Source organism: Candidatus Nitrosocaldus islandicus (genome assembly GCF_002906215.1).
GTDB lineage: Archaea > Thermoproteota > Nitrososphaeria > Nitrososphaerales > Nitrosocaldaceae > Nitrosocaldus > Nitrosocaldus cavascurensis.
In genome coordinates, this window is record NZ_CP024014.1 from 183,700 (window position 1) to 199,173 (window position 15,474).

18 protein-coding genes and 1 pseudogene are annotated in these 15,474 nt (G+C 41.9%); 7 read left to right on the forward strand and 12 right to left on the reverse strand.

The window, feature by feature from the left end; genetic code table 11:
- Window positions 1-30: 30 nt before the first annotated feature.
- A complete protein-coding gene (locus CRG89_RS00965; protein WP_197706627.1) occupies window positions 31-1,470 on the reverse strand; it encodes an ammonium transporter in 1,440 nt (479 codons plus the stop codon).
- 249 nt (window positions 1,471-1,719) lie between these two features.
- On the opposite strand from CRG89_RS00965, the gene CRG89_RS00970 reads away from it, so the two are divergent.
- A complete protein-coding gene (locus tag CRG89_RS00970; protein WP_148695283.1) occupies window positions 1,720-2,250 on the forward strand; it encodes a hypothetical protein in 531 nt (176 codons plus the stop codon).
- 774 nt (window positions 2,251-3,024) lie between these two features.
- Here the strand turns inward: CRG89_RS00970 and CRG89_RS09140 are convergent.
- Both CRG89_RS09140 and CRG89_RS00980 read right to left on the reverse strand, forming a co-directional pair.
- Window positions 3,025-3,402, reverse strand: a pseudogene (locus CRG89_RS09140) (hypothetical protein); the annotation flags it as partial.
- A gap of 180 nt (window positions 3,403-3,582) precedes the next feature.
- Window positions 3,583-4,011 (reverse strand): hypothetical protein, encoded by a 429-nt coding sequence (locus CRG89_RS00980; RefSeq protein WP_103286528.1) that lies wholly within the window; start codon window positions 4,009-4,011, stop codon window positions 3,583-3,585.
- 178 nt (window positions 4,012-4,189) lie between these two features.
- Between CRG89_RS00980 and CRG89_RS00985 the strand changes: the two genes are divergently transcribed.
- Window positions 4,190-4,522: a hypothetical protein gene (locus CRG89_RS00985; protein WP_103286529.1), complete on the forward strand. Its 333-nt coding sequence runs from the start codon at window positions 4,190-4,192 to the stop codon at window positions 4,520-4,522.
- Here the strand turns inward: CRG89_RS00985 and CRG89_RS00990 are convergent.
- Window positions 4,499-4,969 carry a metal-dependent transcriptional regulator gene (locus CRG89_RS00990; protein ID WP_103286530.1) on the reverse strand — a complete coding sequence of 157 codons (471 nt, stop codon included), beginning with the start codon at window positions 4,967-4,969 and terminating at the stop codon, window positions 4,499-4,501. The genes CRG89_RS00985 and CRG89_RS00990 overlap by 24 nt on opposite strands.
- Before the next feature lie 121 nt (window positions 4,970-5,090).
- A complete protein-coding gene (locus CRG89_RS00995) occupies window positions 5,091-5,603 on the reverse strand; it encodes a DsrE family protein (RefSeq protein ID WP_103286531.1) in 513 nt (170 codons plus the stop codon).
- A 196-nt stretch (window positions 5,604-5,799) separates the two neighbouring features.
- Here CRG89_RS00995 and CRG89_RS01000 point away from each other — a divergent pair, with 196 nt between their 5' ends.
- Window positions 5,800-6,258, forward strand: coding sequence for a winged helix-turn-helix transcriptional regulator (locus CRG89_RS01000; RefSeq protein ID WP_103286532.1), 459 nt, complete (start codon window positions 5,800-5,802; stop codon window positions 6,256-6,258).
- Window positions 6,259-6,277: 19 nt separating this feature from the next.
- Here the strand turns inward: CRG89_RS01000 and CRG89_RS01005 are convergent, their stop codons facing one another.
- Entirely contained in the window at window positions 6,278-7,045 is a 768-nt protein-coding gene (locus CRG89_RS01005; RefSeq protein ID WP_103286533.1) for a TrmB family transcriptional regulator, read from the reverse strand.
- A gap of 113 nt (window positions 7,046-7,158) precedes the next feature.
- Between CRG89_RS01005 and tes the strand changes: the two genes are divergently transcribed.
- The gene (gene tes / locus CRG89_RS01010) at window positions 7,159-8,847 is read left to right on the forward strand and encodes a tetraether lipid synthase Tes (protein ID WP_103286534.1); all 1,689 of its coding nucleotides are present in this window, start codon (window positions 7,159-7,161) and stop codon (window positions 8,845-8,847) included.
- A 273-nt stretch (window positions 8,848-9,120) separates the two neighbouring features.
- Here the strand turns inward: tes and CRG89_RS01015 are convergent, their stop codons facing one another.
- Window positions 9,121-9,921, reverse strand: a complete 801-nt coding sequence (locus CRG89_RS01015) for an alpha/beta fold hydrolase (RefSeq protein ID WP_103286535.1) — start codon at window positions 9,919-9,921, stop codon at window positions 9,121-9,123.
- Between CRG89_RS01015 and CRG89_RS01020 the strand changes: the two genes are divergently transcribed.
- Both CRG89_RS01020 and mtnA read left to right on the forward strand, forming a co-directional pair.
- Window positions 9,922-10,674 carry an RNA methyltransferase gene (locus tag CRG89_RS01020; protein ID WP_103286536.1) on the forward strand — a complete coding sequence of 251 codons (753 nt, stop codon included), beginning with the start codon at window positions 9,922-9,924 and terminating at the stop codon, window positions 10,672-10,674.
- A gap of 519 nt (window positions 10,675-11,193) precedes the next feature.
- A complete protein-coding gene (mtnA, locus tag CRG89_RS01025; RefSeq protein WP_103287849.1) occupies window positions 11,194-12,243 on the forward strand; it encodes an S-methyl-5-thioribose-1-phosphate isomerase in 1,050 nt (349 codons plus the stop codon).
- Between the two features lie 105 nt (window positions 12,244-12,348).
- Here mtnA and CRG89_RS01030 read toward each other — a convergent pair whose 3' ends face one another.
- From CRG89_RS01030 to CRG89_RS01050, 5 genes are all read right to left on the reverse strand, one after another.
- A complete protein-coding gene (locus CRG89_RS01030; protein ID WP_103286537.1) occupies window positions 12,349-12,669 on the reverse strand; it encodes a hypothetical protein in 321 nt (106 codons plus the stop codon).
- Window positions 12,670-12,693: 24 nt separating this feature from the next.
- Entirely contained in the window at window positions 12,694-13,356 is a 663-nt protein-coding gene (locus CRG89_RS01035; RefSeq protein ID WP_103286538.1) for a DUF4443 domain-containing protein, read from the reverse strand.
- Between the two features lie 96 nt (window positions 13,357-13,452).
- Complete coding sequence (locus tag CRG89_RS01040) at window positions 13,453-13,785, reverse strand: hypothetical protein (protein ID WP_103286539.1); 333 nt, start codon at window positions 13,783-13,785, stop codon at window positions 13,453-13,455.
- A gap of 69 nt (window positions 13,786-13,854) precedes the next feature.
- The gene (locus tag CRG89_RS01045) at window positions 13,855-14,235 is read right to left on the reverse strand and encodes a hypothetical protein (RefSeq protein ID WP_103286540.1); all 381 of its coding nucleotides are present in this window, start codon (window positions 14,233-14,235) and stop codon (window positions 13,855-13,857) included.
- 250 nt (window positions 14,236-14,485) lie between these two features.
- On the reverse strand, window positions 14,486-14,908 hold the full coding sequence (locus CRG89_RS01050; protein WP_103286541.1) for a VOC family protein: 423 nt from the start codon (window positions 14,906-14,908) through the stop codon (window positions 14,486-14,488).
- A gap of 161 nt (window positions 14,909-15,069) precedes the next feature.
- Between CRG89_RS01050 and CRG89_RS01055 the strand changes: the two genes are divergently transcribed.
- On the forward strand, window positions 15,070-15,414 hold the full coding sequence (locus CRG89_RS01055) for a P-II family nitrogen regulator (RefSeq protein WP_197706625.1): 345 nt from the start codon (window positions 15,070-15,072) through the stop codon (window positions 15,412-15,414).
- The last annotated feature ends 60 nt before the right edge of the window (window positions 15,415-15,474 follow it).

Below are 15,474 nucleotides of genomic sequence, written 5' to 3' on the forward strand. Positions count from 1 at the left end.
AACCTTCCTTCTATTTCTGTTTGATGAAGACTATGCAGTTGCGTATGCCTTCTCTCCATGCTGTGCTATATCCAGCCCGATCTCCTCCTCTCTTGGTGTAACCCTTATCCCTTCAGGCCATACTATATCCATTACCTTCAGTATAAGCAGGGATAGACCAAATGCGTATGCTATGCTAACACCAGCGCCTAGAGCATTTATGGCTATCTGCATGTAGTTGCCCTCCCATCCTCCAGCAACACCTCCTATGTGCTCATTTGCCAGCACACCAGTCAGTATTGCACCAGCAGTACCTCCCATACCATGTACTCCCCAGACATCAAGTGCATCATCCCATCTCCTCCTGTTCTTGAAGACTACACATGCATAGCATATTATACCTGCGGCAAGCCCTATTATTATTGCACCCATAACCCCTACAAAGCCTGAGGCTGGGGTTATAGCAACTAGACCTGCAACAGCACCACTTGCAGCACCAACTATGCTTGGCTTCCCAGTATGTGCCCAGCTCATGAAGACCCATGCTAGAGAGGCCATTGCTGTTGCTGTATTTGTAACCACAAATGCACTAGTATCTCTACCATCTGCTGCTAGACCACTACCAGCGTTGAACCCAAACCATCCAAACCAGAGTATTGCTGCCCCTAGCACAACCATCGGCACATTATGGCTCTCCATTGCTACTTTACCATAACCTATCCTCCTCCCTAGTATGAGTGCACCAGCAAGTGCAGTCCAGCCAGAGGTTATATGCACTACAGTACCTCCAGCAAAGTCTAGTGCACCCATATCCATGAGGAAGCCTCCACCCCATACCCAGTGTGCAACTGGATCGTACACGAACGTTGCCCATAGCACTACGAATATAACGAATGCACTGAACTTTATCCTATCAACCAAACCTCCAACTATGAGTGCTGGGGTTATTATTGCGAACATTGCTTGGAATATCATGAATGTCTGATGTGGTATGCTCATCCATGTACCAGACTCATAGTTGCCCAATGGTGCCTCATGTGATACACCATTGAGTAATGCATATGAAAAGTCACCAACGAAGTTATGAACTCCCTCTGTAACTGGTCCAAATGCTAGACTGTAACCGTAGAGCACCCATTGCACACTTATTATCCCTATCACTATGAAGCACATCCCTATAGTAGAGACAACATTCTTGCTTCTTGCCAACCCTCCATAGAAGAATGCTACTCCAGGGGTCATGAAGAGTACTAGAGCACTTGCAGTTAGCATCCATGCTGTATCCCCTCTATCTATTGGACATGGTTCTCCTTCAGGTGTCCAGCATTCATGGGGGTTCTGATCTGGCTCAACAAATGGTATGCTCCCATTCTCGTTTGGCTTAACCTCCCTTCCATGTGCAGCATATGCAATCTGCTCTGTAACAGTGAATGCCAGCATCAATGCAGCAATCGCTACTCCTACTACTATTGCTAGAGTACGGTTGCGCATGTTATCATTTAGTAATCATATGATAAAAATATTTTGTGGATAATTTAAAGGTCTATGCTAAATTTGATTACTTTCTTAATCCTTGATACTATCATATATTTGCAAAACGATGCTAGATATATTTATTAATCATTTATAAAGCAAGTGGTGTAATGAATAGGTACATATATATTCTAATCAACCATTATTAGAATATTTTCTATACTTATATCTAATATAGATTAAATTAGCACATTATTGACCTAGTATATGAGCAGTCCATTTAATAACCTGCTTAATCATAATAGAATCATGAAGGGGGAGGAGAGGATACTCTCTACACTCTACTCTGTCTGGGGAGGAGAGCAGGGGTTCATGAAGCGTGGTAGAGAGGGCATACTTGTACTTACAAGCAAGAGGGTAGCATTCATCTCAAAGACAAGCATGAACGTTGATGTATGGAGGAGGGAGGTAGATGTACAGGTTAAAGAACTGCATAGATCCAAGGATCCAGTTAGGGTATCAAAGGCCTATACACTTGATATGCTGTATAGAGATATTGAGAGCGATAAGGTAAAGAACCTTAGCATACCATTGCGCAACATAGTAGAGATGGATTATGAGGAGAAGCGTTATGGAAGCATCTTAAAGCTTGTATTCAAGGATGATGAGGGTAGCGGTAGCAGGAGGTACACGTTCACAGTAGTCAAATCATGGATAAGGTACCCAGTTGCTGATCCAGTTGAGTATGAGCATGTAGATTGGAGTAGGTGGATAGCATTAGCTAAAACATATATATAAGAAGAAAAATATACGTAAATATTACAATTATTATTCAAAATGATTAGACTAATGTATTATCAAATTAAAAATATTTCTAATATGATACTATTATAATGGATAAGAAGTTATAGCCTACGCATCAGCAGTAACAATAGGATAACAGGAATCATACATCTGCTCATGTTCCCATGTTATGGGAGAGGTTCCTGTTTGCAGCAGCACTATTCCTAGCAGCAGGTGTTGCACAGTTATTATGGATCATCCCATCGTTGAAGAGATGAAAGTTACTGGTTCTACATAGGCGTTGGTGGCAATGCTGCACTGATTACACTATGGATAGCTACTAGTGCCAAACCCTCTAACAGAGAGGGTATTACCAATCAACTAATATGGTATAATAGTGCAGATTATGCAAGGTGCATACATAGTAGTTGCATCATATCTCCTTATTGCAATAAGGAGAGGTTGAAGAGCAAGTTAGAAGATAAGGAAGAAAAGAGTAGAGGTAGAGGAAGTTCACCTATATACGATAACCTATCCTTACAGTTGCTATTGTCATTTGCTCCACCAGTGACTGCAACAATAGCCTAATTTTTTATTTATTTACCCACATCATATATCCACACTCAATCGTGTTTCCTGCCTCACATCTGATGTAGTGTTGATACCTATGCTATTACTTCCAACACCAACGTTATCATCACTATCACTATCACTACCACTACTACCAACATCCTTACCCTCATCCTCAACATTACCCTTCCCCTTCTCTCCCTCCCATGTTATCCCACTCTTGCTCAAATACTCCTCAACCCATTCCCTAGTTAATACACCGCTCTCAACTAGGTTGACTAGAGCGTTAACAGATGCTGTACCAGTAACCTTACCCATCCTCCTCCTTATCTGCCTCCACATCAACCTTGTATTACCACTCTTGCTTGAGTATATTATGCCAAGTATATCCTTTGCATTAACGAATGTTATATCTCCAATCTTCTTCAGTGTAACCTTGTCTGCAGCCTCAACGTATATAGTGCCAGGGCTGTTCTCCCTCTCAGGGAATACCTCAGGGTCCCTCATGTAACTCTCTGGCATAAAAGACTTACAAGTACTTACTATAAGGAAGCGCCTAAAGCTCTCTAGACTTGCTGTTGTCTCTATAGATACCAATTCAGTAGTTATTGAATTACTCCATTTATAATCTTATATAGTGGAATAGTAAGATTGAGAGGGCAACTCAGCACTCAAGATCCTCATCATCTTAATCCTCAGTAGGGCTTGCTCATCATTGTATGCCCTTTAATACTGCAGAGAGGTTAGATAAAATCTTTCATCAGCATTTATTGTTGGCTAACCCTCTTTGACCTTAGCATTCATTAGGATCCTGTACACCTCCTCACTGCTATTTGTCCTGAACAAGCCTCTGAACTCAGGGAAGATGTAGATCATCCTTTGCCTAGATGTATCATCAACATACTTTAGCCTTATGGGGCTCAACTGGTACCTCTTCCCCTTGCTATCCTTGCCTATGTACAGATCATCGAAGCCTAGATGGATATCCCTTATGCTATCCATAGGTATGCTCAGTCTGAACCTCTCGTTACTGATAAGATCCTTACCATCAAAGAGTATCCTGCCTTCATCTATGGTTAGAGTACCATCGTATCTGTGGGGAGGGAGCATCTGTGTTACTATCATTGCCCTTAGCCTCTTCAGCACATCTGCATTCATTACATCCTCCTCAAATATCATCAGTGCTCTCTCCTTGAGCATAACCATGATTAATCTGATTGAAGAAGGCAATCATAAGCATTACTATTAATTACTACTGCTAGCAGATAGCATCCCTAGTTTTATTGTAATATTTGTGCTGGTTCTTTCTTATCAAACTACCTACCTTGCTATAACCTGCATCTCTATGAAAAACTTTATAACTTTCCTTTTGGGTGTGCAATACATGGCTGTAGATGTAACTAAACTGGGTAGTAATGGATGGGTTATAAGGAGTAGTGATGAGGGAGGTGCAAGGGGAGGTACTCTACCTACTGGTGGTGGAGGAGGAGTAGCAATACCATCAGTAAAGGATGTTGCAGAGTTCATAGTTGCAATAGATAAAGCCTCATCTGGAAGAAGGTATGAGTTCACTAGGAGTGATGGGGCATACATAAAGGTGTACCCAAGCGAGGTAAAGGCTGGCTACATAGTCATAGAGAGGGCTGGAGGGAACTATGTTAGGCTTAGCAGCCAAGAACTAGCAGAGCTGAGGTTAAAGTTGACCAGACTCAGTTAACCTATTATTTTTACAACACTCACCTTCAGGTATTGTATAGCCATGTGGACATATCCTTGGATGGTTGAGAAGTGTGCATATTGCATCTGCAAATCTCTTGCTCATATGATGCTCCATCCCACAGACCATCTCCTCATCCAGATCTATCTTTAGTGCATTCTTCATCAAGACCTCTAGCAGTCTACTGTTCCTAATCATCTGCATGCCTATCTCATTACCTTTATCAGTTAGCTCTGCCTTGCCATTGCTGTAAATAACATAGCCTCGCCTATGCAACTTCCTAAGCATCTGAACAACACTAGGCTGCTTTATGTTCAATACCCTTGCTATAACGCTTACCTTTGCCTCCTCTCCTCGCTCATTAAGCATCCATATAGCCTTTAGGTACATCTCTATATGCTCCCTCTCTGCAGTCTCTATGAAGAGCGCCTCTTCCTTCTCCATCATTTATAGATTATTACCAATGGTTGGTATATTAGTCTTAAGGAATAATGCTGAGATTAGATACATAACAGATTAAAAATAAAGAGAAGGGGTAAAGAAGATGGTTGAGATCAATCTATGTGTTTTAATAGTCTATCACTATCACGTTACCGCTCCATACCTTGGACATCTTCCCAGGACCAGCCCACTCGAATCCTGGTGTCAGATCCTCAGCCTTGTTACCTAGTACCTGATAGCAGTGTGGGCATACTATAACTCTACCTCCCTGCATTGCGAACTGTTGCAAGTCTGAGTTCAGTGCCTTCAACCTGTCATCAGTAGGGTTCCTTGGTGCAAGCATAGTGCCATATGAGTCAAGGAAGACTATGACATCCTTGCCCTGCTGTTGCATCGCTAGTGCCATTCTTACACCCATCTCAGCACTTAGCATATGTCTTGCATCCTTTGGATCTCCACTTGTGATATGCACTACTATAGTTGAACCTCCATGGCTTATAGGATGCATGGGTATTGTACCTACTCCATCTCCGCTTGTATGTCCGCTTGTATGCTGCTGTTGTTGTGATACCTGTACTGTTGCTGCTACTGCAAGCACTGCTGCTACTACTATCCCAATCACGTATGCTGTATACCTCATGATGAATACATCTAAATTATTTATATTAAGTCTTGTGGAATTATACTAGTACTGTACTAGAAGAACGTTTGTATTCAATTATTTATATATTATCATGACTGATAATCAGAGTTGGGAATAGTCACATATACTAATATACATCCATGTAAATACTTTCTATATGAAGAGGCAAGATATTAATAAAAATAAATTAGTTATGCAACAGAGCAACAATAATAGGTATATAGTGCTGAACACTATAAAGAATATTCAAGGGATAAGGTATATGGAGCTAAAGAGACTTACAGGATTATCGTATGGTACGCTAACATACCATCTTACAAGGCTAGAAAGAGAAGGGAGTATAAGGGCTGTACGCTCAGCAAGGAAGAGTAGATACTATACTAGTGATGTAGATGATTTACAGGCAGATATCATAGAGTGTATAAGGAATAGAATATGTAAGGATATAATTAGCATGATAGTGGAGTATGGTGCCGTAACACTTGATGGATTGGCTAAAGCCCTGAAGAAGGCAAAGACCACAATAAATTACCATATAGAGAGGTTGAGGGCTAGAGGAATAATAGAGGGTAAGAGGATAGGCAGATACATCTTCTATAGTTTGAGGGATAGTAGTATATTGGATAGACTAGGTGCTCTTCTTAGTAGTTAGAAGCCTATTATTATCACCATTAACTATGATAATCTATATCTCTTGCCTCCTTCCAGAGGTAGTTGAAGTACTCCCTTGCAAACCCTGCAAGGCCAGTATGCTCAGCAAGTATCGCCAATGGCTCATTACCCATCCTCTCACTTGCTAGAAGGAGTATCACTTGCCTACTATCACTTATAACCCCTCCTCCAAACATGCTATCCTTGAACCTCACCTCTGCTACCCTGCTTAGAGCCTTTATAACCTCACTGCTAGTGCTCTCACTTGCAAGTATGGTTATCCTAACACCCTTCTCCCTCAACTGTCTAAGCAATGGCTGCATCTGCTTGCTCATACCTTCAGCAACAGCAGGAAGAGCAACTAACAACTCCTTCTCGCATCCAAGTATAACTTCCTTAACCTTTGCTAGTATGTTATGCAGCCCTCTAAGCACCCATATCTCTGGCTTCTCCTTAGCCCCACTCTTATCGTAGAGTGGCATCAACTCCCCAACTATTGTAGATTCAGCATCCCTCATCTCGCTCTCCATACGTGCCTTCATAGCCTCTAGCGCAGTTGCAGGTGACCTTGGGTAGAACTTGGTTGGTCTAGAGCCATCTGACTCTATCCAACCCTTCTCCTCCAACTTGCCTAGAACCTCATATATCTTGCTGTATGGCACACCAGATCTTATGCTTAGTTCTTGTGCTGTGAGTGCACCCTCAACAAGGAGCGTAGTATAAGCCTTTATTTCATAACTTGTTAATCCTATACCCTCCATGGCCTTCCTTGCCTTCTCGCTTATCATCTCTTCTCTGCTAAGGTGATGTGGTATTTAATTTATGCAGATAATTAAGCATACAATTCACCTTATGTTTACTTTAGATATACTTATATCGTATAGGGGAAGTGATTGTATCAATGGATCTGATACAGATAACATCACTAGCAAAGAAGGGACAAGCCAAAGGGAAGACAATAAGGTATACGCAGAGTATATGCCCAGAGTGCAACATGATACTTGATGCTGAGGTATTTGAGAGGGATGGCAAGGTGTACATGAGCAAGACCTGTCCAAAGCATGGTGAGGTTGAAGAGCTCTACTTCGGTTCATATGAGATGTACAAGAAGTTCAGCACATACTGGAGGGATGGGAAGGGGATAGATGCAAGTACAGCAAATGTTGGGATAGAAAAGTGTGCATGTCCTACGAACTGTGGTCTCTGCACCAACCATCTTAGCCATTCAGGTTTAGCGAATATGATAGTTACAAATAGATGTGATCTCACATGCTGGTACTGCTTCTTCTACGTTAAGAAGGGTCTTGAGGGCTCATATCTGTACGAGCCTAGTCTAGAGCAGGTTAGGGCAATGGCAAAGATGCTCAAGGCTGAGAGGCCTATCCCAGGCAACTCATTGCAGATAACTGGAGGCGAGCCAATGCTTAGAGAGGATATAGTAGATGTTATAAAGACGATAAGGGAAGAAGGGATAGATCACATACAGATGAATACAAACGGTATAAGGCTTGCAATGGATGTAGAGTTGATGCGCCAGATTAGGGAGGCTGGTGTGAACAACCTGTATCTTAGCTTTGATGGTGTAACGCCTAGAACAAACCCAAAGAACCACTGGGAGGTTCCATACGTGCTAGAGAATGCAAGGAAGGTTGGCATGACCATAGTCTTCGTTCCTACAGTGATCAAGTCAGTTAACGATCATGAGTTAGGGGATATAATCAGGTATGCTCAAAGGAACATGGATGTTGTGCATGGCGTTAACTTCCAACCTGTATCCTTAACAGGGAGGATGACAAAGAAGGAGAGGGAGAAGTATAGGATAACAATACCAGACTGCATTGAGAGGATCGAGGAGCAGACCAACGGTGAGATACCAAAGGATGCTTGGTTCCCTGTACCAAGTTGCATGCCATTAACCGATGTTATAGAGCAGTTCAGTAGAAGACCAAAGTACGAGTTGAGCATACACTTTGCATGTGGTGCTGGCACGTATGTCTTTGAGGATGCTGAGAGCAAGAAGTTGGTGCCATTAACCGCATTCGTTGATATAAGAGGGTTACTGGAGTACTTTGAGGAGAAGGCTGAGGAGATCAAGTCTGGGAGGAATAGATATGCAAGCATGGTTGAGGTAGTAAGCAAGTTGAATACATTCATAGATAGGAAGAAGCAGCCAAAGGGTGTTGATCTAGCAAAGATGTTCGCAAGTATACTCCTCAAGAGGAACTTCGATAGTGTTGGTTCATGGCATGTGAGGAGCCTCTTCCTTGGCATGATGCACTTCCAGGATAAGTACAATGAGGACCTTGAGAGGTTGCAGAGATGCGATATACACTATCTAACACCAGATCTAAGGATAATACCGTTCTGTGCATTCAACGTCATACCAGAGTGGTATAGAGATAGGATACAGAAGAAGTACGGTATGCCAGTAGAGGAGTGGGAGAAGAAGGCAGGGAAGAGGTTGGAGGAGGGGCTGTATAGAGGGTTGCTGAGGAGGGGTAAGCCTCAGCAGCAGGATATGGGTGCTGGGTGTGCATTATCAGAGATGCACAGGCAGGTAGAGCTGGCTAAGGGTGTTAAGGGCTTCTAATACAATACAATCTTTATTTAGGAATGCATAAATTTGTTTATTACTATAAGGTTTGTTTATTACTATAAGAGCAGATGGTATAGTAGATGATGTACCTCCCATTACTACGTTATTATATTAATTTAGGAGTTGATACAATAACTGATTAATGATGTTAATCTCTATCTCTGCATATCATCAACTTCTTTAACCTTTGAGAACTCCCGTTTGGGTTAATCTAAATCTAGCATAAGAATTGCTTTGTAACTGCTAAGACTATGAGGCTAAGGAAGGTTAATCTATCTGCTTCAGGAAGAACCTCACATACTCGTTGAATACATTGCTAACCTCAACATGAGGTCTATGTCCACAGTTCTCAAGCAGGATTAGCCTGCAGTTAGGCATATCTATGAACTGCTCAGCATACCTTACAGGGATTATCCTATCATCCTTGCCCCAGATCACCAGAGCCTTGATACTTCCAGACTCCAATGCTCTCTTGAACCTCCTACTTAACCTCTCTGCCTTTGCACTATTCCTCAATGCTGAGATGAATGCATGTCTAGCATTCTCCATCCTTATATACTCATACATCCACTCAAGGTACTCATCGCTAATACTGGTGCCATGGACCCTCTCCAGTATATGCCTTAACCCATCTTTACTCTTTGCATTGAATATCCTTGTGTAGTTGCGTAGTGTATTAGTGCCCTTGAATGTCTTTGGTGTGAACCCTGCTGGTGCTACAAGGATGAGCCTATCAACCCTCTCTTGATGCTTTAGGGCATACTCAGCAGCTATCTGCCCTCCAAGCGATGAGCCTACTATACTGGCTTTATCTACTCCAAGCGTATCCATGAACCCTCTGAGCATATCAACGAAGAGATCTATGGTATAGTTAATCCTTGGCTTATCACTCCTCCCAAAGCCTAGCATATCCAGTGCATATACATGATTATCCTTAGCCAAGTTAGATATGTTGTTGACCCAACTGTTTGCAGAGCCTCCAAGTCCATGCACAAGTATGAGGGTAGGGCCAGAACCCTCCTCAATGTACCTTATCCTGTATTCATTGACTAGAGCATACCTCTCCATATGCAGATAAGACCCTGTCTAGATATATATGCTGTGAGGATAAGCATAGCAGTATGCGAGCCTGTGTATGAGGTTAACGTTGGTCATATAGCAAGGCTGATGATGAACTTTGGACTTGAGGAGTTACTGTTGATAGAGCCAAAGGTTGATCTAGCAAGGGCAAGGATCTTTGCTGCACATGCTGCTAGCATAGTAGATAGAGCAAGGATAGTGCACTTTGAGGATATACTAAGGATGGGCTTTGATATTATAGTAGGGAGTACATCAACACCAAGCAGTGATAGGAGCAACATAATCAGGGATGCTGTAGATGCTAGCATGTTAGCAGGTATTGTAAGAGGTAAGGATAAGGTATGCCTCCTCCTCGGTAGAGAGTCTACAGGGCTCACAAATGAGGAACTTGCTAGATGCGATGTTGTGGTAAGCATAAACACACCAACTGATTACAAAGCACTAAACATATCCCATGCACTAGCAATAATACTCTACGAGATATTCAGAGATTCAAGTATGCATAGAGTAGAGTATGCAAGTAGAGAGGAGATAGATCTACTCATCAAGTATGCTGTAGATCTTGCAAAGGTAGCAAATACAAGGGAATACAGGATACCCATGATAGAGACTGCTATAAGGAGGATTATGGGTAGGAGCACGGCTACATCCAAGGAGGTTATGCTCATTGTATCACTCTTGAGGAGTGCTATACTAGCAATAAAGCGTGCAGAGTCTAGATCTTTATCTCAGAATGCTTGAAGAATGCTGTTGTTGATACTGTAGGCGGTGTTTGTGGTGATTTATTTGTAGTAGTTCTTGATGTTGCCCTTGCTATAAATATTTACTCATTATATAATGTGAGCAATAACAGATAGTGTCAGGATAATGATGAGTTGTTTTAAAATCTGCTCCTATTTACCCTTAGTATAGTCTCTCAATTCTAGTTGGAGCTATAGCCTATTCTACCGATCCGTTTTCCACCATATCCTGGTAGGGGTTCACACGTATGCTCCTGAAAGCGCAACACTATTGGGTCATTTAGGCCTAATTAGTTCCCTATGGTGGAAGGCCTATCCTCAAACCTATAATCTGTCAGATGCCTTGGTTTGTAGTTTAGATATTGATATTTTAGCAGGAATTATTGCTATAACCATGAGATCTATCTTTATACTTACTACTATCTATCCAGAATAAGGATAAATAATATAATTTATAACAATACCTAACATTCTGTAAGATGTGGTATAGTATAAAAGTAGCATAGATCTAGCCATGCATATGGAGTACAGATATGGACTGATGACTGTACAGTGGGATGATAAGGATAAGAGTCTAGTGCTTATAGATCAGAGGAGGCTCCCAAACAGGCTAGAGTATATAAGATGCAAGAGCCATGAGCAGGTTGCAGATTGTATAAAGAGCATGGCTGTTAGAGGTGCCCCAGCAATAGGGGTTGCTGCTGCATTTGGGCTAGCACTTGCAGCAATCAACAGTAAGGCAAAGGATAAGGAGAGTTTCATGCATGAGATTGATGCTGCATTCAAACTACTAAGAGCTACAAGACCAACTGCAATAAACCTATTCTGGGCATTGGAGAGGATAATGAGCAAGGCTAGGGGTGCTGATTCTATCGATAAGGCTAGAGAGGCTATGTTATCTGAGGCTGTAGCTATGCTCAAGGAGGATCTCGATGTTAATAGAAGGCTTGGAGATCATGGCTCCTTGCTACTGAACGATGGTGATAGGGTTCTTACACACTGTAATGCTGGCGCCCTTGCAACTGTAGGCTATGGCACAGCATTAGGAGTGATAAGGGCTGCCAAAGAGAAGGGTAAGAGGATAAGCGTTATAGCAACAGAGACTAGGCCAGTTATGCAGGGAGCAAGACTTACTGCATTCGAACTCAAGCATGATGGGATAGATGTAAGCATTGCTCCAGATACCTCTGTAGCATTGCTCATGGCTAGAGGGATGATAGACAAGGTTATAGTTGGGGCTGATAGAGTACTAAGGGATGGGCATGTATTCAACAAGATAGGCACGTATCAGGTTGCTATACTTGCTAAAGAGCATAACATCCCATTCTACGTTGCTGCTCCTCTCTCCAGTTTCGATCTTAAGAGCAAGGTTGAGGATGTTATCATAGAGGAGAGGGCATACGATGAGGTTGTGAAGATAGCAAGGAGGAGGATAGCACCAAAGGGCATAAGGGTATTCAATCCAGCATTTGATGTTACCCCTCCAACCCTCATAACAGCAATAATAACAGAGAAGGGTGTACTTGAGCCACCGTATGAGCAGTCTATAGCAAGTGTATTCAACCTATAAGTTGAGCAGATGATGAATGCCAGATTGTCAAGTTAACATCTATGATTATACGCTATTATCTTGACAATCCCGATGAGTGCAACACATGTATAATTAAGAATGTATCTAAAGGAACTCTATGAGCATCTCAACTGGCAACTCCTTTGCTATCGCATCTGTTAGATCCTCATCATATACTTCTATCATATCATGATTGCTAACCTTAACATTATACGTAGCAGTTATCTTCTTGCCAGAGTCTGTGTAGAGATGGATGATAACCTCATTAGCATTATGGTAGAGCAACTCCTCTGGCAGCATAAATTCCTTCCTGCCATACTGTATGTTTATAGCATAAACTTTATCCTTATACATAGCCTTGCCGTGTATGTAACTCTGCCCCCATGTAAGATCAAGGAAGAGGAGGAGCATCTTTGCCTTGCTCATATAGCATTCAATTGCTATTGGTGATTATAATAAACTATTATGAGTGTAGTGTAGCATGTTGAGCAGTGTTGTTAATACAGCATACTTTGCTGCCAATTCTGCCACCTTCACGTTAGATGCACTTCCTATTATTATTACATCATCCTCTTCTGGCATGAGGTCCTTAAGCCTATCCATTACATCCTGCTCCTTTATGTACACACTATTACCACTCCCAGGCATTATGAACCTAGATCCTCTATATACTAGGGTTGTTGCACCAAGCGCACCAACCTTGATAGCAGCATCCCTCTGCTCTACACCAGATCTTATTGCATTTGCTATACCCCTGACCTTCACTGCATAGTTGAACTCACCTACAGCTATAGAGCAGTTTGGTATTCTTGCCTCTGCAACCATCACCCTCGATAATCTAGCATATAGATCCTTACCCTTGCTGGTTAGCATTACACCTGCCCTGCTAGTCTCTACCAGACCATACATCCTCATATGCTTTATCATGGTCTTTACAGACCCTTCCCCAAGCATAAGTTCCCTCATAAGCACAGCCCTGCTTACTCTCCCAAGCCTACCCATGAGTTGTAATGCAACTATAACATGTGCCATATTGAATGAGAGCATCCTGCTTGGAGCGTATCTACTGCATACCCTTATGAGTAAGGAGAGCTCATCACCACCCTCATACATAGCTTATCTACTACAACTATGCTTAAATATAACATATATTATGCATCTTCATCTACTACCTAACCAAACATCATCTGCTTATAGCATCCCCATAACTCATACCTTCTGTATGGTAACTATCAGGGTATCACCAACCCTTGGACTCCCTATCCTCTCATACACCTGCCTTGTTACAGTTATGCTCATCTGTATGGGGGAGTAGGTTACATGCTGAACATGCTGGAATGGTACTATTGCAGGGATTATCTTCTTCATAATTGCCTTGGTATCCTCATCCAACTCCTTTATGCTGTCTATCCTCTGCTTAAGCATCTCAGCCTGATCTACTGGCTCTGTCCTTATCTCCTGCTGGAGGAGAAGGGTTAAGAGGCTACCATTATCAGTTATGGATCTTACAATGAACTCTAAACCCTCTTGCATGTAGTGCATGTATAATAATCCTACTTAACTATCTTACCTTTTACTTACTCATAGCATACAATCAATCAACATAGTAAATCATGCTAACTCAAAATCCTCTAGCCTAGCAAATACTTCAACATCACCAACCCTTATAAGGTAGGCATAGGGTCTGTCTGGCTCTATATCAACTATTATGCCCTTTGCACCAGCACTAACATCAGGCATATCATGCTTGAAGATAACAGTATCTCCAACCTTTGGGGTCTTCTTAGTCTCATACCCAGCCCTCTTCAGAATAGTTGTGAGTTGCTCTGCAACAAATCTAACAACCTCATCCATGGAGAGATCACCAAACTTGTAATCCTTGAGCCATACAGATATCTTGCCAGCCTCACGCTTTGATGGTTGTATTACTATAACTACCCCATCTGCCTCATCTGTAACTTCCATGCTTACTATCACTGGCTTGCATGACATAGATATTAAGTAGATGCCCTAAAATAAAAATCTTAGAGTTGGTATAGATAGCAATATTTGTTTGGTTTAATTTGGTTTAGTTTAGTCTGGTTATTAGCAACTATACCATCAACATGGTTGAGGAGACATGGAGCATCCAAAGGCTATGAGTACGCTTATGCTATGTATGGAGAGGTGCTGATTTATTATAATTGTGATTATTACTATACTAAATTAATACACTTGTATTCTGTTTGCTTTTGATTATTACTCACTCAGTGCCTATAGCACCCAGAAGATCGAACTCCTCCTGAACAGCACCCTTGATCTGTGCTAGGGATATCATATGCTCATCTGGATCAAGTATTATTGCATGCTTGCCAAATGCCTCCTCCCTTGGCTCCTTCAGGAACCTCACACCCTTCTTCTTGAGCAGTTCACACAACTCATCGATGTTCTGGATAGTGAAGCCTAGGAGTATTCCAGACCTAGCAGCCTTGCCCTTGACCTGCTCAGCCCCAGCCCCAGTCTTACCATCTACACTCTTTATGATGATCTTTGTGCCAGAGGAGAAGAACTCTACAGTATCATTTGTAGCATTCTGTAATGGCAGTCCAAGATCATCCCTATAAAACTCTACTGCACGCTTGAGGTCGCTGGTGAATAGTATCACTGCATCAAGCCTTCTGAACATGGGCTAGATTTGCATAAGCAGATTAAAAAGATTTCTTCCCTTCTAATGCATCTAGTGCTTATGTATAATACACATATGACTGGCAAGGAGTAACATTATGGTATGCTTGAATGTGTAATACGTGGAAAATCTTATATCGTAATATGTCTAATATCTTTAGGATGAAGAGGATAGAGGCTATTATACCAACAGAGAGGCTTATAGCTGTGAATGAGGCGTTGAAGAAGGTAGGGGTTGGAGGTGTAACAGTTATAGATAGTAAGGGTAGGGGGGCAGGGAAGAGGGAGGCCATAGCAGGCGCTAGAGGAACCATGTACTACGTACCAGAGTTCCATGCAAGAACAACCCTCATAACTGTTGTTGATGACTCTAAGGTTGATGATGTGATCAATGCAATAGTTGGTGCTGCAAGTACTGGCTCCCCTGGAGATGGCAAGATATTCATAACAAATGTGGAGGATATTGTTGATATAGGGAGTAAGAAGAGAGGACAAGGAGCTCTATAAAGAGCCAACACCTTCCTTATTTCTATTCATCCATATCATATATACTACTAGTAGTTAGCA

Excerpts from the sequence above, each read along its gene's own strand:
- CRG89_RS01055 (WP_197706625.1), top strand. The coding sequence starts at position 15,070 with ATGAAGAGGATAGAGGCTATTATACCAACAGAGAGGCTTATAGCTGTG.
- CRG89_RS01005 (WP_103286533.1), bottom strand. The coding sequence starts at position 7,045 with ATGATAAGCGAGAAGGCAAGGAAGGCCATGGAGGGTATAGGATTAACA.
- CRG89_RS00970 (WP_148695283.1), top strand. The coding sequence starts at position 1,720 with ATGAGCAGTCCATTTAATAACCTGCTTAATCATAATAGAATCATGAAG.
- CRG89_RS01035 (WP_103286538.1), bottom strand. The coding sequence starts at position 13,356 with ATGTATGAGGGTGGTGATGAGCTCTCCTTACTCATAAGGGTATGCAGT.
- CRG89_RS01015 (WP_103286535.1), bottom strand. The coding sequence starts at position 9,921 with ATGGAGAGGTATGCTCTAGTCAATGAATACAGGATAAGGTACATTGAG.
- CRG89_RS01000 (WP_103286532.1), top strand. The coding sequence starts at position 5,800 with ATGCAACAGAGCAACAATAATAGGTATATAGTGCTGAACACTATAAAG.
- CRG89_RS01020 (WP_103286536.1), top strand. The coding sequence starts at position 9,922 with ATGCAGATAAGACCCTGTCTAGATATATATGCTGTGAGGATAAGCATA.
- CRG89_RS00965 (WP_197706627.1), bottom strand. The coding sequence starts at position 1,470 with ATGCGCAACCGTACTCTAGCAATAGTAGTAGGAGTAGCGATTGCTGCA.
- CRG89_RS00990 (WP_103286530.1), bottom strand. The coding sequence starts at position 4,969 with ATGATGGAGAAGGAAGAGGCGCTCTTCATAGAGACTGCAGAGAGGGAG.
- tes (WP_103286534.1), top strand. The coding sequence starts at position 7,159 with ATGGATCTGATACAGATAACATCACTAGCAAAGAAGGGACAAGCCAAA.
- CRG89_RS00980 (WP_103286528.1), bottom strand. The coding sequence starts at position 4,011 with ATGGTTATGCTCAAGGAGAGAGCACTGATGATATTTGAGGAGGATGTA.
- CRG89_RS00995 (WP_103286531.1), bottom strand. The coding sequence starts at position 5,603 with ATGAGGTATACAGCATACGTGATTGGGATAGTAGTAGCAGCAGTGCTT.
- mtnA (WP_103287849.1), top strand. The coding sequence starts at position 11,194 with ATGGAGTACAGATATGGACTGATGACTGTACAGTGGGATGATAAGGAT.
- CRG89_RS01040 (WP_103286539.1), bottom strand. The coding sequence starts at position 13,785 with ATGCACTACATGCAAGAGGGTTTAGAGTTCATTGTAAGATCCATAACT.
- CRG89_RS01030 (WP_103286537.1), bottom strand. The coding sequence starts at position 12,669 with ATGAGCAAGGCAAAGATGCTCCTCCTCTTCCTTGATCTTACATGGGGG.
- CRG89_RS01050 (WP_103286541.1), bottom strand. The coding sequence starts at position 14,908 with ATGTTCAGAAGGCTTGATGCAGTGATACTATTCACCAGCGACCTCAAG.
- CRG89_RS00985 (WP_103286529.1), top strand. The coding sequence starts at position 4,190 with ATGGCTGTAGATGTAACTAAACTGGGTAGTAATGGATGGGTTATAAGG.
- CRG89_RS01045 (WP_103286540.1), bottom strand. The coding sequence starts at position 14,235 with ATGTCATGCAAGCCAGTGATAGTAAGCATGGAAGTTACAGATGAGGCA.